This is a genomic window from Plantactinospora sp. B24E8 (assembly GCF_039871735.1).
GTDB lineage: Bacteria > Actinomycetota > Actinomycetes > Mycobacteriales > Micromonosporaceae > Plantactinospora.
The window spans coordinates 26,518-45,503 of sequence record NZ_JBDPMH010000037.1 but is presented as its reverse complement, the minus strand read 5'-3'; the positions used below and the strand labels follow the sequence as shown (position 1 = coordinate 45,503).

Below are 18,986 nucleotides of genomic sequence, written 5' to 3'. Positions count from 1 at the left end.
GCCGTGCGCGCCGTACTGCTCGACGAGTTCGACGGCCCGCTGACCGTGGCCGAGATCCCGACGCCCGTACCCGGGCCGGGTGAGGTGCTGGTGCGGGTGGCGGCGAGCGGGGTCAACCCGCTGGACACCAAGATCCGGGCGGGGCGGGCCGCCCACGCCCGGAGTCGGCCGCCGGCCGTACTCGGCATGGACCTGGCCGGCGTCGTGGTGGAGGTCGGCCCGGAGGTCACCGCCTTCGGCCCCGGCGACCGGGTGTACGGCCTCACCGGTGGCGTCGGCGACCTGCAGGGCTCGCTCGCCGAGTACGCGGCCGTGGACGCCCGACTGCTCGCCCACGTACCCGGAGCACTGAGCCTGCGGGAGGCGGCGGCGCTGCCGCTGGCCGCGATCACCAGCTGGGAGGCGCTGGTGGACCGGGCCCGGGTCGGCGCCGGCCAGCGGGTGCTGGTCCACGGCGGCGCCGGCGGTGTCGGACAGGCCGGCGTCCAGCTCGCCCGCGCCCGGGGCGCCGAGGTCTTCGCCACCGGGTCGGCCCGGAGCCTGGAGACGATCCGGCGACTCGGGGCGACCCCGATCGACTACACCAGCACCCCGGTCGAGCGGTACGTCGACGAGCACACCGACGGCGAGGGCTTCGACGTCGTCTTCGACACCGTCGGCGGCGCCACCCTCGACCAGTCCTTCGTCGCGGTCCGGACCTACACCGGGCACGTGGTCAGCGCGCTCGGCTGGGGCACACACAGCCTCGCCCCGCTGTCGTTCCGGGGTGCCACCTACTCCGGAGTCTTCACCCTGATGCCGATGCTGACCGGGGTCGGCCGGGAGCACCACGGCGAGATCCTGCGCGAGGTGGGCGACCTCGCCGACAGCGGCCAGCTGCGTCCGGTACTCGACTCCCGACGGTTCACCCTGGACACCGTCGCGGACGCGCACGCGGTGGTGGAGCAGGGCGCCGCGACCGGCAAGATCGTGGTCGACGTCGACCACACCCTCGACGCCTGATCGCCGCCGTCGTCGGCCCGGCCGTTCCGGAGAACCCGGCCGCCCGGGCGCTGGGCGGCTACTGGTCCCGGCACGGGGTACGTGATGGGCGCCGCCCAGAGCGAGGACAGCTTCCAGGCCGTACGCGAACTGACCCTGGGTTACCTGGTGCCGATTCGGCGGACCGGCGAGATCGCCCGTACACCTGCCGCTCAACCACCTCGGCCGTCTGCTCCGGCCCACCACCGAGCAGGGCTGACACCGCCAGCGGGCGACGTGCGAGCCTCTGCGGCTATCGCCGCCCGTCGGCACGCCACGAACGCCTCGGCGTCGCACCGCGGTCAGGGGTCGTTGTTCACCGTCCGGGCCGGTTGCCGCGCGGGACGACCAGTCCGGTCTCGTAGGCGACGACGACCGCCTGTGTCCTGTCCCGCAGACCGAGTTTGCCCAACAGGCGACTGACATGGGTTTTTATGGTCTCGTCGCTGACCACGAGTCGCTCGGCGATCTCCGGGTTGGACAGGCCTTCGGCCATGAGCCGCAGCACGTCGGTCTCCCGCGGGGTGAGCGTGTCGAGCGGGGCGGGGTGTTGGGGCGGTCGCGGGCGCAGACGCGCGAACTCGCCGATGAGTCGTCGGGTCACCTTCGGCGCGAGGAGTGCTTCACCGGCCGCGACGACCCGGATGGCGTCGAAGAGCCGTTCGGCGGTGACGTCCTTGAGAAGGAAGCCACTCGCTCCGGCGCCGAGTGCGTCGTAGACGTGTTCGTCGAGGTCGAACGTGGTGAGGATGAGGATCCGGGGGCCGTCGGCGGCGGCGATGTGCCGGGTGGCCGCGATGCCGTCCATCACCGGCATGCGGATGTCCATGAGCACTACGTCGGGTCGCTGTTCCCGGCAGACCCGTACCGTCTCGGCGCCGTCGGCGGCGCTGCCGACGACGGTGAGGTCCGGCTGCGTGTCGAGGAGCATGACGAAGCCGGCCCGGACGACCTCGTCGTCGTCGGCGACGACGACTCGCACGGCGCGGCTCATCGGTCCGTCACGGATTCGCTGGTTCCGACGAGGGTTCGGGCGCGCCGGTGGTGGTCGGGCTCGGCCGGGACGGGCGCCGCCTCCTCGGGGAGGGGCAGTACCGCGTTGACCAGGAAGCCGCCACCCGGTGCGGCGCCGGTCCACAGCTCGCCACGCAGGGTGGCGACCCGCTCGCGCATGCCGAGCAGCCCGTGTCCGGTACCCGAGCGCCGCCCGGGGACCGGCCCTGGGCCGTTGTCGCGGACCCGTACGCGCAGGACGTCGCTCGTGTATGCCAGCTCGACGTCGACCGCGGCGCCGGGAGCATGCCGGCGGGCGTTGGTCAACGCCTCCTGCACGATCCGGTACGTGGTGAGCTGCACGCCGGGATCGAGCGGGACGATGTGGCCGGAGACGAGCAGCCGTACGCCCGCCCCGGTCGATTCGCGTGCCTCGTCGAGCAACTCGGTGAGCTGCCGTAGGCCGGGCTGCGGCGTGCGGTACGGCTCGATCACGCCGGCCTCCTCGTCGTCGCGCAGGACCCCGAGGAGTCGACGCATCTCGGTGAGCGCGGCCCGCGCCGTGTCGCCGATCGCGAGGAGGCGCTTCGCCCCCTCCGGCGGCAGGCCCGGCGTGGCCAGTCGGGCTGCCTCCGCCTGCACCGCGATCTTCGAGATGTGGTGGGCCACGACGTCGTGCAACTCGCGGGCGATCCGGGCGCGTTCGCCCCGCGCCGCGTACGCGAGCAGGGTCTTGGCCATCGCCTCGCGGGACTCGTCGCGGGCCGTCACCACTGCACGGGTGCGTACCGCGGCACCAGCGCCGGCCGTCCCGACGGCGACCGCCGCGATGACGAGCGCAGAGATCCGCCCGTCCCGGCCACCACCGGGCGGGCCCAGGATCGCGTAGACCACGAACGGCAAGACGAACCAGCCTGCCACGGTCACCCGGCGGCTTCGCCCCAGCACGTAGAGCGCGGCGATCTCGGCGACGAGCGCCGCGATCGGCGGCCGGGGGTACAACGCGAGCATGAGCGACGCTGCTGCTGTCGTCGCGGTGACGGCCCATACCGGCTGGGTCGGCAGCAGCGCCACCGGCGCGGTGGCGCAGAGGGCGAGGAGCAACGCCGCCGGCAGCAGGGCATCGGAGACCACGCCGGGCAGCACGGTCTCTGCCATCGCGGTGAACCCGAGCACCGCCGCGGCGACCGCTGGCAGCTCGGGCAGGCCGGTGACGCGTCCGACGATCCGTCCGACTGCGGCCGGCCAGCGGTGAGCACGCCCCTCCATCCGGCCATTGTCCCGGCATCGCCGGTCCGGCGCGTCCCCCGACGCCCGTCCCCCGTGCGGGGGACTCCGTCGCCGCGACGTCCCCCGGAGCCCTGCGGCAAAGTCGGTTCCGCAGCGGGACGACCGGCCGTCACCGGCCGCCTAGCGTCGCTACCATGACTGAATCTCCCGCACGCGGCGCTCGCGTGACGATCGAGGTGCGCGGGCTGCGCAAACGGTACGGCTCAAAGGTGGCCGTCGACGACCTGTCGTTCACTGTCGAGCCCGGCATGGTGACCGGATTCGTCGGGCCGAACGGCGCCGGCAAGTCCACCACGATGCGAATCGTTCTCGGGCTCGACGCTGCCGATGCCGGCACCGCACTGGTCGGCGGCCGGCCGTACCGGACCCTCGCCCGGCCGCTGCGCACGGTTGGCGCGCTCCTCGACGCCTCTGCGGTTCACCCGGGTCGCAGCGCCCGCAACCATCTGCTCTGGCTCGCCCAGTCCAACGCGATCCCACGCCGCCGCGTCGACGAGGTCCTCGACCTCGCCGGCCTCACCACGGTCGCGAAGCGGACGGTCGGCGGATTCTCACTCGGTATGCGGCAGCGGCTCGGCATCGCCGCCGCACTGCTCGGGGACCCGGCGGTGATCATATTCGACGAGCCGCTCAACGGCCTGGACATCGAGGGCATCCAGTGGATCCGCGGCTTGCTGCGATCCCTGGCCGACGACGGTCGGGCGGTCCTGATCTCCAGTCACCTGATGAGTGAACTGGAGGACAGCGCCGACCACCTGCTCGTCATCGGCCGCGGCCGGCTCCTGGCCGATACGACTGTCCGGGAACTGGTCACGACCGCATCCGGGGACCGGGTGGCTGTCCGTACAGGCATGCGTACGGAGGCGATGACGGCCCTCGCCGACACGGGCGCGCTGGCCACCATCACCGACGGGGAGACGGTGACCGTGGCCGGCCTGTCCATCGAGCGCGTCGTCGAGTTGCTCACCCGGCGCGGCGTGACGTTCACCGGGGTGTCCGCGCACCGGGCCTCCCTCGAAGAGGCGTACATGGAACTGACCCGCGACGCGGTCGAGTTCGGCACCGCCGGGCGCGGGGGGCGGGCCGCCCGATGACCGCCACCGCACACCGCGCCGCCGACACACTGCCGGACGTCGACCGCCCCAGCTTCGCCCGGCTCATGCTGTCGGAGTGGACGAAGCTGCGTACGGTCCGCCGCTGGACCGTCGCCCTGCTGGCGGCACCCGTGTTAATCATCCTCGTCGGCGTCCTGACCGCGTCGAGCAGCCAACCCGGAGCCCTCGACTCGCCCCTCGTCGGCCCGGACGGCACCTGGGTGCAGGACCGGTTCCATTTCGTCCACCGTCCCCTCACCGGCGACGGCACGGTGACGACCCGGATCGCCTCGACGACGCTGGAGTTCAGCGTGCCGCCGGAGGATGGCGGCGACGCACGGGCCAGGGACGTGGAGCGGACCGTGTGGTCCAAAGCCGGGCTGATGATCAAGGATGGACTGCGGCCGGGCGCGCGCTACGCCGCGGTGATGGTAACCCCCGGCCGCGGCGTCCGGCTGCAGTCGAACTTCACGACCGACATCGCCGGCCCGGCTGCCGGCGCGCCGACCTGGCTCAGGCTCACCCGCGCCGGTTCGACGATCAGCGCCTTCCAGTCGGCGGACGGACTCTCCTGGGATCCGGTCGGCACCGTCACCGTCCCGGGCCTGCCGCAGACCGTCGAGGTCGGGCCCTTCGTCACCTCACCAACCGCGACCCTGCTGGCGCAGCGACAGTTCGGCAGCATCCGCCTCGGCCAGTACCCGACCACGACCCGGGCGGTGTTCGAACGGCCGACGCTGGAGCCGGCCGGGGCCCCGGGCACCGGGTCTGGTGAGCCGTCGGACGGCTGGCAGGACGACGAGGTCGACGACTCAGCGGTTCAGGCCGGCACGCCACCGGCACCTGACCGGGCGGGCGGCAAGGGGCCACAGGCCGCACCGCCCCCAGCCGTCTGGGCGGGCGACCGCCTCACGCTGGTCGGCGTCGGCGACATCGCGCCACGAACGCCCGGCGAGGACGTGATCAAGCAGAACCTGACCGGCGGGTACGCCGGGCTGATGGCGATCGTCGCGGTGGCGGTCCTGTTCGTCACCGCCGAGTACCGGCGAGGCATGCTCCGCACCACGTTCGCGGCAAGCCCCGGACGGCGGCGGGTACTGGCGGCCAAGGCACTGGTCGTCGGCGCGGTCGCGTTCGTCATCGGGTTCACGGCCAGCGTCGCCGTGCTGCTCATCACTCAGCCGATCATGCGCGACAACGGCTTCCTGCCCCCCGTCTACCCGGACTGGTCACTGACCGACCCCACGGTGTCGCGCGCCATTGTCGGCACCGCCGCCGTGCTGGCCGCGATCGCGGTGTTCAGCCTGGCCCTCGGCACGGTACTGCGACGCGCCGCCGGCACGGTCGCCGCCGTCATCGTACTCATCGTCCTGCCGCAGCTCCTCGCCAGCGGCCTGCCACCAGTGGCCGGGCAGTGGCTGATGCGGCTCACCCCCGCCGCCGGGTTCACGATCCAGCAGACAATCCCGCGGTACGACCATGTGCCCCGGATCTGCGTGCCCGAAAACGGCTGCGTCTACGACCAGCCGTGGGCCGGGTTCGCGGTCATCTGCGCCTACGCACTGGTCACGATGGCCGTCGCGCTGTGGGCAGTGCAGCGCAGGGACGCGTGAGCGCCGTGCACGCCATCCATGCGGAGTGGACAAAACTACGGACCGTCGCCAGTACGCCCTGGCTCCTCTTCGCCGCCGTCGCCGTCACCGTCGGCATCAGCGCGATGGTCACGGCCGGTGCCAGCAGCCGAACCTGCCCGACCCCGTCGATATGCCTGGACGACCTGCCGAGGCTCGGCCTCACCGGCGCCCAGTACGGGCAGATCTTCGTCGTCGTGCTCGCCGTCCTGGTGATGAGTGAGGAGTACACCACGCGTTCAATCACCATGTCCCTGGCCGCGGTACCACGTCGATGGCGGCTGTACCTGAGCAAGGCGGCCATCCTCACCGGCGTGGTGGTCGTCGTCGGTTCACTCGGCGTCCTCGGCGCGTTGCTCGCCGTCCGGCGTCTCCTGCCCGGCACCGCGCTCAGCGCCGCCAACAGCGACCAGAGCCTGTCGCTCGCCGACGGGCCGACACTGCGCGCCGGGTATGGCACCGTGCTCTACCTCGCCCTGGTGGCGCTGTTGAGCTATGGCGTCGCCGCGATACTACGCGACACGGCCGGGTCGATCGCCACGATGCTCCTCCTGCTGTACGTCGCACCGATCCTGACCTCGATCATCACCGACCCTGCGTGGCTGAAGCGGATCGAACAGTTCTCGCCGATGTTGGCCGGCCTCAAAATCCAGGCGACGACGGCACTGGACACGCTGGTGATCGGACCGTGGCAGGGCCTGGGCGTCCTCGCCCTGTGGGCAGCCGGCGCCCTCCTCGCCGGCCTGCTCTCACTTCAACTCCGCGACGTGTGACCCCCGTCCTCGTGGTCGGTCGCCACGACCAATCACGAGATCCTCATCGGACGTCGCGCTTGGATTCCCGAGCGCTCAGCCGTACGCGACCGAGCCAGTCACCGAATCCCGAGACAGGAACGGAGGGAGTTCGGGTGACCGATTCAGGACATGCCCGGCGACGGGCCCGGCCGGCCGGAAGACCACGATGAAACCGACGTATGACCGGACGGGACGCCCCACCGCCGTGGTCGGCTGCCCGCGTCAGGTGTTCGGCGCGGCGAAAGCGGAGATTGGGCGGCGGCTAAGGCGCCCCTCTCGACGGGCATCCGCCGCCGTCCCCTGGGCGGATGGCTGCGGATCAGGGTTCCGGCGGAACCCCTCGGCGACAGGGTCCGATCAAGGTCGTCCCCTACGACGCGCGCTGGCCGATCAGCTTCGCCGAGCAGCAGATCCGGATCGAGGCGGCCCTCGGAAACCGACTTGTCGGTCGGGTCGAGCACGTCGGCAGTACCTCGATTCCCGGCCTGGCCGCCAAGCCGATCGTCGACATGCTCGCCCGCCGAATACGCACAGCTCAAGGCCGAGCTCGCGGCGGCAGACGACGAGGATCGACCGAGGTACCGGTCCGGCAAGGCGCCGTTCATCGAGGATGTGCTGCGACGGCTGGAGTCACCTGCCGACCTGCGACCTCGGTAGCGGCCGATAATCGCTCGCGCCGTACTCGACGATGGAAGCGTGGAAAACGGCGGGGGGATGGCGTGAGCAAGACGGTGTCGGTCGACTTCGGCGGGCGTTGGTTCTGGGCGTACGACGTCAGCGTCGGGATCCTGCTCCTGGAGGCCATCCAGGTGGCCACGGAGACGCCACCCGGGCAGCGGCCGCCGAACGTGGACGCCGTGTTGGCGGACCTGCGGACCCAGGTGCAGGTCGGCGCCAGTTTTGCCTTCCCGCTGGACCCCGACGAGTGGGACAGCCGGCAACGGGCCTTCGCCCGCGCGATCATCGCGGAGGCGGGACGCCGACTGCGCGGGTACCGGACGATCACGTCGACGGAGGCCGCCGAACGGTACGTGATCGACGGTGAGCCGTACTTCGTGCGTGGACACAAGCGGATCGACTGCGAGGTGGTCGCCGACCTCGCCGAGGCGATCGAGGCGCTGATCGAGGACCGACTGCCGCCGGTGCCCGTACCTGGTCGGCACTGGTTCTTCGGCGTGCCGGACGGGCCGCGCACCCTGTAAGGAACTGAGCATCGACTCAGCCCCAACCCGCCCGAGCAGGCAGTACGACGACATCCGGCCCGTACCGGTCCAGAGTGGAGGTTTATCGGGCGGGCGGTTGTCGGGTTGTCGACCGATGCCTGTCGTGGTGCGCCGCCGGCCCGGAGAGTGCTCCGATCGGAGGTGGACGATGGGGCAGCCGGCCGGCGAGACCGTCATGATCCGCGACTGGTTCAGCGTGCCCCGGGTGCCCGCCGCGACCCGGGCCGCGGTGTACGGGACCCGTACCCAGGATCCCCGGGTCGAGTTCGTGGCCCTGACCGTCAAGTACTGGGTGGACGCGGGCGCGACCAGGTCGATGACCCGGACCCGGGTGCTGGCGGCGATGAACGACCGGATCACCCCGGACAACGTCTGGGACCTGGTCTCCATGCTCGGCAAACTCGGGCTGGCCGAGACGTTCTTCGACCTGGCCGGCACCGACGTCGACCGCGACGGCGCGTTCCGGCGGTTCCTGCTCGGCCTCGACCCGGTGCTGCTGGACGCGATGCGCCACTACGCGGCCTGGAACGGCATCAACCCGAAACTCTTCCTGGACGGCTTCGCGGTCGGCGTCGCCGAGTCGTTCGCGACCGTGCTGGTCGACCTCGGCAAACTGGTGCAGCTGATCGGCCGGCTGCAGCAGGAACAGTTCGCCACCCTGATCGTGCTGACCGTCGACCCCCGGGCCGGCGTACACCGGCTCGCCGAGCAGGTCACCGTGGTCCGGGAGGCGTTCGGCGGGATCGTCGCCGCCCTCGACCCGGCGACGGTCCCGGACCGGGTCGCGGCGCTGTGGCGGGGTTGGGAGGACGAGTTCGGCCGGCACCTGGCCAACCTCGACCCGTTCGCCGCCGGACGGCAACTCGGCCGGATCGCCGGCGACCTGTTCCAGATCCTGACCGGGCTGGTCCAGCTCGCCCGGCTGCTCGGCGGGGTCGCGGTCCGGGCGGCCCTGCGCTACGCCCCGCTGCTGCTGGCCGGGGTACGCGGCACCGCCGCACAACTGCGCCTGGTGACCGGGCAGCTCGCCGCCCTGCTGGTGGCGATCGGGCGTACGGTGATAGCCGGCACGCCCCGGGTCGGGATGGCGGTGCTGCGTACCCTCTTCCCGCCCGAGGTCCTCGGCCCGCTGGTCCGGCAGGGTCAGGCGCTGATGGCCGACGCCGAACTGACCCTGACCATGATCACCCAGTCGGCGCACGCCGAGGCGTTCGCTGGTACTGCTGCCGGTACCCGGTTCGGCATGCTGGTCAGCGAGAACGGCAAACCGGTGTTGATGGCGAGCATGTCCGAGACTGTATCGTCAGCCGGCCGGCAGGCGACCCGGGCCGAACTGAACGAGGCCCTCGACGCGGTCCTGGCCCGGCTCGACGACGTGTTCCGCAAGGTCAAGCCACCGAAGGTGGCACGCGACGTCCGGCCGGCCGCGGTCCGGGCCGCGATCGCCGCGCAACTCGAACAACGGCTGAGCACCATCTTCAACCGGACGCTGCAGACCGTGGCGTACCAGGAGTTCCGGAAACTGCGCCAGGCTGGGCAGGCGCAGCCGTGGCGACTCGGGCAGAAGGTGCACGAGCGGATGGCCCGGGAGGTCGCCGCGCTGCTCGGCGAGTCGCCGGGGCTGCGGGCGTACGCCGAGAAGAGTCTCGGCACGGTCGTCGACGCCGTACGGGCGGCGAACCCGGAACTGGTCCCGGTGCTCACGGGCGCGGACGGCGTTCACCGGCTTCTACGCGACCTCGCACGAGATGACGTACCGGGGGTTGTCCGCTCTGTTCAAGACTCCACTCTGAGAGGAACTCGATGGGAAAAGTCGTCGTCGCGAACGCCGACACCGACACGCTCGGCTTCAGCACCGCACACTCCGACCAGTACGTCTACTCCAACTACTTCGTGCCGGTGCTGCTCACCTTCGACGACGGCCAGACGCCGATCCTGCCGTTCGACGTCAAGCAGGCGCTGGTCGAGGCGACCCGCTACGGCACCATCGACGACGGCCGGCTGGCGCACCTGCTCAAGGAACTGAACAGAAGGTCTGGTCGGCCAACGCGACCTGGACCAGGCCCACGAGTCGCTGCCCGGCGTCGACTCGGGGATGATCCGCGGCGAGCCGCCGGCGCGGCGGCAGAGCCTGCTCGGCGACCAGGCGGCCGAGTTCGTCGCCGGGCTGCTGCAGTCCGACATCGGCATCGCGTTACTCGACCGGACCCGGATCCGCCCGGTCGGTTTCGCGCTCGGCGAGCACGTGTACGCGCTGGCCCTGGCCCCCGCCGGGGAGGCGGTGCTGGAGCAGCGGACTTACACCAAACGGGAGCTGACCCTCGAGGAACAGAACGAGACCGAGCAGCAGACCGACGTCGAACTGACCAGCGCGTTGGCGACCGAACTACAGGAGGGCTTCGAGCGGCAGAAGTCGCTGACCGACACCTGGGGGCTGAACGCCAGCCACACCGGCCAGTACACCAGCCCGACCGGCCCGTGGGGCACCTTCAATGCCAGCCACACCATCGGTTTCACCACGAGTGTCACCGAGGCGAGTCAGGAGAGCAGCCGGCGGGCGGTCAAGGACAGCCAGACCGCCACCTCGAAGGTCGCGGCCCGCTACCGTACCCAGCACCGGACCGACTTCAAGCTGGTCACCGAGACCGGCATGGAGACGACGTCGAAGCGGACCGTCCGCAACCCGAACCGGGTCACCCCGATCACCCTGCACTACTTCAAGGTGCTGCAACGCCTCGAATTGGCCCACGAACGGTACGGCGCCCGGATCTGCTGGGCACCGACGATCAAGGACCCGGCGCTCGCCTTCGCCAGGAAGATCGCCGACGGGCGGCAGCGGATCCGGGACAACGCCCTGGCCGCGCTGCCGCCGGTGCCGACCAGGCCGGAACGGCCACCGGCCCCGGGGATGCCGCCCAGCGTCGAGACCCGGGTCTTCCACTCCGCCGTCGTCACCCTCGACAAGTGGGGCATCGTCGGCGACATGAGCGCCGACTACGACATCGACATCCCGTACGACAGCGACTGGGTGTGGGACGGCGACATCGCGTTCATCAAGCAGAACCTCAACCTGATCACCCGGCGCCCGCCGGAGAATATCGCCGCCGACACCGCCGGCATGCCGATCGCCACCTCCGCCGACGGCCAGCCGGTGCTGCGGGTCCGGGTGCACGTCGGGGCCGGCATGTGGATCGCCGGCCCCGGCGCCAACCTCCAGGTGGCGGCGAACTTCCGGCGTACGCTCAGCAACAACAACCAGGTCGCCGACGACACCGCCCACAACGCCCTGGTCGCGCAGTACGTGACCGAGCTGCAGGACTGGCAGGCGAAGCGGGACGAGGCGCTGGAGGCGGCGGCGGTCGCGGCCGACGAGTTCGAGGCGCGGCTGCGGGCCGGCTTCTCCCCGGTCAACGAGATGGTCTCGCAGATCGTCGCCCAGCACTTCCCGGCGAGTGTCCGGGACGAGGCGTGGGAGATCGACTTCTGGCACCGGGTCTTCGACTGGGAACGCGCCTCGTTCGTCTCGTACCCCGGGTGGTGGTCGGCCGGCGACGCCCGCGCCCCGGAACGCGACCCCGGCGACTTCCTCAACGCCAGCTGGGCCAAGCTCTATCTGCCGGTCCGCGCCGGTATGGAACTGACCGCGCTGCGCTGGATCTTCGGCAAGGTGGTGGCGACCCGGCTCCCGTTCACCGTCGAGGAGCGGCTCGCCGCGTTCGTGGAGGAACTGAACACCTTCCGGACCGGCACGCTCGGCACCCCGGACGAGATGCCGGAGCTGAAGGAGGAGTGCCAGCCGGCGCCGGAGAAGGTCTACTGCCTGGCGAAGTGGACCGAGCTGATGCCGACCGACGGCACCCACCTGGAGGTGGTGCAGGGCGTCACCACCTCCGCCGACGCGGTGACGGCGAAGGAGATCAGCGACGCGGAGGAGCTGCGCGCGGCGCTGCTCGATGGTGAGCGGGAGACGAACCGGCTCAAGACCAGGGCGTACGACCAGATGACCGGGACGGCCGACGTCGACGTACACGTCGGTGCGCCTGCGACGAACGGCGACCGCACGCCCTGACCGCGGACCGTGGGCGGCGCCGGTTGTTGCGGGCGCCGCCTCTTTGCTCCTCGTCGTGTCCCGGAGACCGGGTACGGCTATCCGTGGTAGGCCAGGTTCAGCGTCAGCGCGGCCACCGCGGTAGCGAGGAACACGACCCCTCCGACCAGCTGACGGGACCCCACCCGCAGGTGCGTGATCAGGGCGCCAATGAAGTACAACACCAGCCCGACGGCGGCGAGTACGCCCAGCAGCGGCACGACAAACCCGGCGAGAAGCCCCAACGCGCCCGCCGCCAACAACAGGCCGAGCACCGGCAGCCACGACCGGGGTACGCCCTTCATGTCCGCCTGGGCCTTCGGATAGTCGTGACCGATCAGGTAGGTGAACGAGGTGATGCCGTTGAGAAGCGCGGCGAGGATGGTGACCGTGACGTAAGCGGCGAACATGGCACTCCTCTGATCGTTTGCTCCGAGGACGGGCCAGCCCTGCGGGATGCGACGACCAGAGGCTGTGAGCTGAGGCACAGGCGGTGGTACCGCCCGGGCGACGGGATTGTCGACGACGTCCGATCCAGCGCGCCCTGTCGGGTCTTCTGCACGCGAGTGGTGTCGACGTCGAGGACGGTGCCGGCGGCGCTGGTCGGCGCGATGTCCGGCACCGGGATCCCGTGCTGGTCGACGAGGATGGAGTGCGCCTCGCCGGGGGCGAAAGCGTGACGCGGGCCACGTCAGCCCCATGTCACGAACGGAAGGGCAGCTTGCGTCTGGTGGTCGTCCGCACGGCGGGAACGACCGACACGAAAGAGACAGCAGAGCGATGAACGCGACAACAACGCAGCAGCATAAGGTTCTGGTCCTGGGCGCCGGCTACGCCGGGCTCTCCGCCGCGATCCAGCTCGCGGCCCGCACCAGGAAGCGCGGGAACGTGCAAGTGACGCTGGTCAACCCCTACGACACCTTCACCGAGCGGCTCCGACTGCACATGACTGCCACCGGCCAGGAGACGGCCGAGATGAACATTCCGGAACTGCTGGACGGCACCGGCGCCGGCTTCGTCCGCGGCTGGGTCACCGCCGTGGACGCCGAGGCGAAGACCGTCCGGATCGACGACGACCGGGTCCTGCGCTACGACACCCTGGTCTACGGCCTGGGCAGCATCGCGGACACCATCGCGGTCCCCGGCGTGGACGACCACGCCTACACCCTCAACAGCCCGGAAGACGCCGCCCTCCTCGCCGACCGGCTGACCCGGCTCGACGGCGGGACCGTCGTGGTCGGCGGCAGCGGCCTCACCGGCATCGAGGCCGCCGCGGAGATCGCCGAACAGCACCCGCAGCTCCAGGCGGTGCTGCTGGGCCGGCAGGAGCCGGGCGCGAGCATGCACCCGAAGGCCAAGGCCTACCTGGACGCGGCGCTCGCCCGGCTCGGCGTGCGGGTCCGCAGCGGCGTCGAGGTGACCAAGGTACTGCCGGACAGCGTCGTCCTCGCGGACGGCTCCAACATCCCGGCGGCCGCGGTGCTGTGGACCAGCGGCACCCGCGTCTCGCCGCTGGCCGCCGCCGCGGGCCTGACCGTCGACGAACGCGGCCGCGTGATCACCGACAGCGCGCTGCGCTCGGTCTCCCACCCGGACGTCTACGCCGTGGGCGACGCGGCGGCGATCCGTCAGAGCTACGGCGTGATGCACGGGACCTGCCAGGGCGGCATGCCCACCGGCGTGCACGCGGCCCTGACGATCCTACGGGTGCTGGCCGGCAAGGAACCCAAGCCCTTCCGCTTCGGCTACTACCACACACCCGTCAGCCTGGGCCGGAACGACGCCGTCGTACAGTTCACCCACCCCGACGACAGCCCACGCCGGATCGTGCTGACCGGCAAGCGGGCCGCGAAGTACAAGGAGACAGTCACCGCCGCACCGTGGTCGACCTTCGCCCGCATGAAGAAGATGCCCGCCTCGGGCGCGTTCTGGCCGCACGGCGGCCGCTACACCCGGATCCGGAGCTCCAAGTGACCCAACCGCAGCAGACCGACCCCGACCAACTCGCCTTCCAGCAATACCGCACCCTGCTCTTCTCCGTCGCCTACCGCATCCTCGGCACCGCCGCCGACGCCGAAGACCTGGTCCAGGACGCCTGGCTCAAGTGGTCGGCGGCCGACCGTTCCGAGGTCGCCGACCCCAAGGCCTACCTGACCCGGATCGTCTCCAACCTGGCGATGGAGCGGCTTCGTTCGACCCGCCACCAGCGCGAGACCTACGTCGGGCCATGGCTGCCCGAGCCGATCCTCACCGGCCCGGACACCGCCGACGGCGTCGCCACGGCAGACTCGGTCTCCATGGCCCTGCTGGTCGTACTGGAGACGCTGAGCCCCCTGGAACGCGCGGTCTTCGTACTGAAGGAGGTCTTCGCCTTCAACTACGCGGAGATCGCGGAGGCGGTGGAACGCTCGGAGACGGCGGTCCGGCAGGCCGCGCACCGCGCCCGCGAACACGTCCAGGCCCGCCGGCCCCGCTTCACCGCCGACCGCGCCCGCCAACGCGACGTCACCGAACGCTTCTTCGCGGCGGCGACGGGCGGCGACATCAACACCCTCATGGAGTTACTCTCCCCGGACGTGACGCTGTGGACCGACGGCGGCGGCAAGGTCCGCCAGGCCCTCAAGCCGGTCGTCGGCCTGGATACCGTGGCCCGTTGGTTCGCCGCGCTCGGCACCGTGACCTACCAGGGCATCGAGCCCGGGCAGATGCGGGCAGAGCTCACCTGGATCAACGGCGGCCCGGGCATGGTCTTCCGCGGCCCGGACCGCGTGGTCGCCACGCTGACCTTCGACTTCGATCCGGAGGGCCGCATCTCGACCATCCACAACGTGGCCAACCCCGACAAGCTCCACGCCGTCGCCGACGGAACTCAGCACGAACTCTCGTGAGCTGCCCGATCGTTGTCGACACCCTCCAAAATCCCCGTGAGCGTCCGGGCCGCTGCCCCAGCACAGCCAAGATGCGGAAGGCTGTGGCCGTCGTGAACCACCTCTGCTGATCGGCCTTCCTGCCTTGCCTGTTGCCGCCACGCGCCCGATAGTCCTGTCCTGACCACCGCCGAGCGGTACCGGTCGAAGAAGGCGGCCTGGGACCACAAGACCGAGCATCGGGCCAGGTACGGGCGCAGATCGTGCTCCACGCGGCTCGGGGCTGCCCCCGCTACGTCCTACCCCTCCGGCTCCCAGGCGCGGAGCAGGTCGAGCAGCCCGGCGTCTCCGTCAACCTGCAGGGACTCGGCCTGGATACGGTCGTACAGGTAAAGGACCAACTCACTGGCCGTGCCGTGGACGGAGGCGCCGGCCGCGTCCGAGTCCTCGCCGGTCGCGGCAGTGGGCGCGGGGATGCGGGTGACGCGTGCGCCGTCGCCGTCGACCGTGAGGCGCCAGGAGCGGCTCTCGGCGGCGTGGAAGTCGAAGGCCGTGGGCTTGTGCGGCCAGGCGCTCTGCGTTGCACAGACGGTGAACAGGAACTCCTCCACACCGTCGAGTGCCACCTCGACCGGCAGCGGCTGCGGGGCGCCCCCGGTGAGCTGGACGTCGTACGTGTGCACCGCGGTCTCCTGGACCCGGTGCCGGGCGACACCACCGGAGGTTTGCGGTGACTGCGACGCAGGCCACCACGTCCAGCAACCGCTGCCCGGTCCTGCCTCGCGCAGGGCGTTCAGCAGGAGCTGCGTCGACGCGGCCAGCCAGGCCAGCAGGGCCTCCCGCTCCTGCGGCACCTCCAGAGCGGCCCGCGCGGCGGCGGCCTCGGCCGGGGGACCGTCGGCAGGCCCCGCGCCGACGATGGCGGCCCAGAACCGGTCTCCCCCACCCAGGTGCTTCACCAGATCGAACAGCGTCCACCCGGGGCAGGTCGCCACCTGTGCGTCGAGACTGGGCGCGGCGGCGACCGCAGTACGGAAGGCGGTCGACCGTTCATCAATCAGTCGCAGCAGGTCAGGGAACTCAAGATCTTCTTTCACGCCGGATGTCTATCACCGGCTCCGGTAATAGGACAGCGAGTTTCACAGTCGCCGCCGGTTGGCTGTCGCGGACGTCGTCCTCGCCTCCCACCGCTCGGATGACGAGCTGCGCGCTGCTGCGGGGCGTGTCAACCAAGGGGTCACCCCCGCGTGGGCCGGAGCAGGACCGGATCGAGACTGGTACGGGTTCAGTCGAGGAATCACCGCTAGGTGAACGAGGCGATGCCGTTGAAGACGGCGGCAAGAATGGTGACCGTGACGTACGCGGCGAGCATGGCGCTCCTTTGATCGTTTGCTCCAGGGATGAGCCAGCACTGTGAAACGAGACAGGCTGAGCTGTGACCTGAGCACATACCTCGGTTCGTGAATGGCACCGGATCGTCAGCGTCACCCACGGTCCGCTCACGCCAGTCGCCGACGAACCGTGCGTGGGATCCGTGCCACCATCACCAGATGAATCCGGCCCAGCGACGATCCGACCTGGTCTACCTCGTCGTGGTCTATGACAACTGGCGGGCGCGTAACCGGCCGGCGCAACAGTGGACGGAGGAGAGACTTCGGAACGGCATGACCCGGGTCGGCTCGGAGTGGACCGGCAGACTCGACATCGCCTGGTTCACGGCGGAACTCACCAAGGTCAGGGCGCTACCGGGCGAGTACCCGTCCGGGTCGTACGAACGATGGCGACGGCACGGACTGCCGGCCTGGGCAGCTCTCGCCGCCGGGATACGGCCGACGACCACCGATTGGCTTCGCCACCGTCGGGCATGGTGGCGGCTCTGGCGGTACTGCCGCTGTGGCCTCCGCTGGCCGTGTCCGGACTCGATCGAACACGTGCCCATGCCCTACCAACCGCCGCCCGTGCTGCCGCTGACCCGCCGGGAGTATCGGGCTGCGGTCCGCGCCAACTCGCACGTCGAGCTGACCGAGCAGGAACGGGCCGAGATCCGCGCCCTGACGCCGGACGCACCGCCTCCGGCAAGCTGGTCACGGCCGACCAATGATCGGGCCGGCTGGGACGCGGGCAGCCAGCCGTATCTGACAAACGGCCGCCCGAACACCTTCAGGCAGGGACGAAAGCACCGCGCCGGATGCGGTCAACGGGTATGACCGATGATCGGACCTCAGGAGCGCTGGCATCGGCACCTGCAGCGGAAACATGCGCGGGTTGCCGAACATCAACCGACCACGTCGTACGCCTGTCACGCCTGCGCGGCTCCCCGGCCATGCCGGGAGGCCCGCCTGGCGCTCCTGGCCTCCTTTCGCGGTAACCCGATCGGGTTGATGGTCTACCTCGGCGCGCACCCTGCCCGTGCGCTGCAAGAACTCCCCGGCACCCACCCTGCGCTGATCGCCGTCCAGATCCTGTACTGAATCCCCCGCCGCCACTGACCCGCCTCATCACCCCCAAGCCCGCCCCGGACCGCCTCCCCCGGGTCCGGGGCGGGCGACTCGTGCTGGGGAGTCTGACCCAGCCGCCCTCGTCCATACAGACAAGCCGTGGGACGAGCTGTTCGTGCGGATCAGCTTCCGCGTTACCACCGGCACCCACCCCTCCGTCCCTCCCACCTCCCCGGCCCTTCGCGTCGACGCACGCCGCGATTCCACAGTCAGCTGCGCCGGCTCAAGGAGTGGACAGGCTCACCGTCGGCAGCTTTCCGGCTCGCCTCGGCCCACGGTCGGGTGTTTCGCGTACGACTGGACGCGCGCTGACCGCCGACGGGCCCTCACCCTGCTCCGGAGGACCGGCGACCGGTACAACGAGGCGGACACGCAGCGCAACCTCGGCGACCTCCACGAGTCGACCGGGGACAACCTCGCCAGCGGCGGGGCCTGGCCAGGCAGCGCTGCACACCCAGGAAGAGCTCCGCCACCCCCGAGGCCGAGGAGGCCCGGGAGCGGCTGCGGCGGCTGGACGGCAGCCGCGCCGGGCCACGGGCCGGCGCGGCTGCCGTCTGGCTCTCTGCTCCGCTACACCCACCACAGGTTGGTGCAGAACGTGTAGCTGGGGTCGCCGTACTTCTCGACGCACGCGTCGAACGTCGCACCTGTTTGGTCCACGCCAAACATCGGCGACCAGCGGGTTTGACCTGCCTCGACGGGCAGCACCATCGCCGAACTGTTTCCGTCGGTGTGGTGCCGCCGCATGACGAGTTTGATGGTGTCGCCGGTGCCCGCCTGATAGGTCAGCCGCGCGTAGAAGGCGTGGCAACCGGTCGCACGGATCAGCACCAGGCGCTCACTGCCCCGAGTCACGTCCAGCACCTCGTCGCCACCGCTGGTGTCGCAGTCGGTGACGTCGGGCCACTGACCGTCGCAGGCCGCCGCCCAACACTGGCCCATTCGCCAGTACTGGGCCGCGCTCTCGTTGCAGCCCCACAGCTGAAGGTCGACGCCCTGGGCGAAGTTGCTGTTCGGTACGTCGACGCAAAGGTCCTGGGCGTCGTACGGCTTCAGCAGGTAGTACTCGTAACGCAACCGGGTGATGAGCCAGCGTTGGTTGGCGCTGCCGTCGCAGGCCTGCACCGACACCGAGGAGCCCCATCCGGTGCCGTTGCGGCCGAGGCACAGCCACCGGTCGTAGCCGGGGTGCAGGAACTGCCCGCCCTCGGCAGCCGCCTCCTGGAACCAGATCTGGTTGGACCCGCCGTGGTCGCCGTACAGCTGCGCGGCGGCGCCGTGCCCACCTGAGTAACTGGCGTCCACCACCAGGTTGTAGTCGCCACCGCTGTGGAAGGTCCACTTCGCCCAACTGCTCGGCATGCTCGGATCGAGCGGCGGCGCGGCCATGGCGCCGGTCGCCGGTACGACCACCGCCGCCACGGTCGCGACAAGGGCCGCGGCCGCCAGGGCCAGCGCTCGACGGAATCTCTGCACCGTCAGTTCCTCC

At 70.8% G+C, this 18,986-nt stretch carries 16 protein-coding genes; 11 read left to right on the top strand and 5 right to left on the bottom strand.

Features of this window, described 5'->3' with window-relative positions; translation table 11 throughout:
• Nucleotides 1-3 precede the first annotated feature (3 nt).
• Nucleotides 4-1,002 carry a zinc-dependent alcohol dehydrogenase family protein gene (locus tag ABGB21_RS31615; protein ID WP_347680886.1) on the top strand — a complete coding sequence of 333 codons (999 nt, stop codon included), beginning with the start codon at nt 4-6 and terminating at the stop codon, nt 1,000-1,002.
• Between the two features lie 334 nt (nt 1,003-1,336).
• Here the strand turns inward: ABGB21_RS31615 and ABGB21_RS31610 are convergent, their stop codons facing one another.
• Together ABGB21_RS31610 and ABGB21_RS31605 are read right to left on the bottom strand one after the other, a co-directional pair.
• Nucleotides 1,337-2,014 carry a response regulator transcription factor gene (locus ABGB21_RS31610; protein ID WP_347655821.1) on the bottom strand — a complete coding sequence of 226 codons (678 nt, stop codon included), beginning with the start codon at nt 2,012-2,014 and terminating at the stop codon, nt 1,337-1,339.
• Nucleotides 2,011-3,282 (bottom strand): sensor histidine kinase, encoded by a 1,272-nt coding sequence (locus tag ABGB21_RS31605; protein WP_347655819.1) that lies wholly within the window; start codon nt 3,280-3,282, stop codon nt 2,011-2,013. Before ABGB21_RS31605 ends, ABGB21_RS31610 begins: the two co-directional genes overlap by 4 nt.
• 155 nt (nt 3,283-3,437) lie before the next feature.
• Between ABGB21_RS31605 and ABGB21_RS31600 the strand changes: the two genes are divergently transcribed.
• The 6 genes from ABGB21_RS31600 to ABGB21_RS31575 all read left to right on the top strand — a co-directional run bounded on the left by ABGB21_RS31600 (nt 3,438) and on the right by ABGB21_RS31575 (nt 12,114).
• Nucleotides 3,438-4,397, top strand: coding sequence for an ATP-binding cassette domain-containing protein (locus ABGB21_RS31600; protein ID WP_347655818.1), 960 nt, complete (start codon nt 3,438-3,440; stop codon nt 4,395-4,397).
• Complete coding sequence (locus ABGB21_RS31595; protein ID WP_347680884.1) at nt 4,394-6,010, top strand: hypothetical protein; 1,617 nt, start codon at nt 4,394-4,396, stop codon at nt 6,008-6,010. Before ABGB21_RS31600 ends, ABGB21_RS31595 begins: the two co-directional genes overlap by 4 nt.
• Nucleotides 6,007-6,801, top strand: a complete 795-nt coding sequence (locus ABGB21_RS31590) for an ABC transporter permease (protein ID WP_347655816.1) — start codon at nt 6,007-6,009, stop codon at nt 6,799-6,801. Before ABGB21_RS31595 ends, ABGB21_RS31590 begins: the two co-directional genes overlap by 4 nt.
• Before the next feature lie 740 nt (nt 6,802-7,541).
• Nucleotides 7,542-8,024: a hypothetical protein gene (locus tag ABGB21_RS31585; RefSeq protein ID WP_347655815.1), complete on the top strand. Its 483-nt coding sequence runs from the start codon at nt 7,542-7,544 to the stop codon at nt 8,022-8,024.
• 169 nt (nt 8,025-8,193) lie between these two features.
• A complete protein-coding gene (locus tag ABGB21_RS31580; protein ID WP_347680882.1) occupies nt 8,194-10,071 on the top strand; it encodes a hypothetical protein in 1,878 nt (625 codons plus the stop codon).
• A gap of 69 nt (nt 10,072-10,140) precedes the next feature.
• Nucleotides 10,141-12,114 (top strand): hypothetical protein, encoded by a 1,974-nt coding sequence (locus tag ABGB21_RS31575; protein WP_347680880.1) that lies wholly within the window; start codon nt 10,141-10,143, stop codon nt 12,112-12,114.
• Nucleotides 12,115-12,191: 77 nt separating this feature from the next.
• Here the strand turns inward: ABGB21_RS31575 and ABGB21_RS31570 are convergent, their stop codons facing one another.
• Nucleotides 12,192-12,542: a DoxX family protein gene (locus ABGB21_RS31570; RefSeq protein WP_347655813.1), complete on the bottom strand. Its 351-nt coding sequence runs from the start codon at nt 12,540-12,542 to the stop codon at nt 12,192-12,194.
• A gap of 370 nt (nt 12,543-12,912) precedes the next feature.
• Between ABGB21_RS31570 and ABGB21_RS31565 the strand changes: the two genes are divergently transcribed.
• Together ABGB21_RS31565 and ABGB21_RS31560 are read left to right on the top strand one after the other, a co-directional pair.
• The gene (locus tag ABGB21_RS31565) at nt 12,913-14,106 is read left to right on the top strand and encodes an FAD-dependent oxidoreductase (protein WP_347655812.1); all 1,194 of its coding nucleotides are present in this window, start codon (nt 12,913-12,915) and stop codon (nt 14,104-14,106) included.
• Complete coding sequence (locus tag ABGB21_RS31560; protein WP_347655811.1) at nt 14,103-15,020, top strand: RNA polymerase sigma-70 factor; 918 nt, start codon at nt 14,103-14,105, stop codon at nt 15,018-15,020. The genes ABGB21_RS31565 and ABGB21_RS31560 overlap by 4 nt, the downstream gene beginning before the upstream one ends.
• 278 nt (nt 15,021-15,298) lie before the next feature.
• Here the strand turns inward: ABGB21_RS31560 and ABGB21_RS31555 are convergent, their stop codons facing one another.
• Nucleotides 15,299-16,096 carry a maleylpyruvate isomerase family mycothiol-dependent enzyme gene (locus tag ABGB21_RS31555; RefSeq protein ID WP_347655810.1) on the bottom strand — a complete coding sequence of 266 codons (798 nt, stop codon included), beginning with the start codon at nt 16,094-16,096 and terminating at the stop codon, nt 15,299-15,301.
• A 453-nt stretch (nt 16,097-16,549) separates the two neighbouring features.
• On the opposite strand from ABGB21_RS31555, the gene ABGB21_RS31550 reads away from it, so the two are divergent.
• Both ABGB21_RS31550 and ABGB21_RS31545 read left to right on the top strand, forming a co-directional pair.
• Complete coding sequence (locus ABGB21_RS31550) at nt 16,550-17,206, top strand: hypothetical protein (RefSeq protein ID WP_347655808.1); 657 nt, start codon at nt 16,550-16,552, stop codon at nt 17,204-17,206.
• Nucleotides 17,207-17,209: 3 nt separating this feature from the next.
• A complete protein-coding gene (locus ABGB21_RS31545; RefSeq protein ID WP_347655807.1) occupies nt 17,210-17,470 on the top strand; it encodes a hypothetical protein in 261 nt (86 codons plus the stop codon).
• A gap of 597 nt (nt 17,471-18,067) precedes the next feature.
• On the opposite strand, the gene ABGB21_RS31540 is transcribed toward ABGB21_RS31545, so the two are convergent.
• On the bottom strand, nt 18,068-18,973 hold the full coding sequence (locus tag ABGB21_RS31540; RefSeq protein ID WP_347655806.1) for an RICIN domain-containing protein: 906 nt from the start codon (nt 18,971-18,973) through the stop codon (nt 18,068-18,070).
• Between the last annotated feature and the right edge of the window lie 13 nt (nt 18,974-18,986).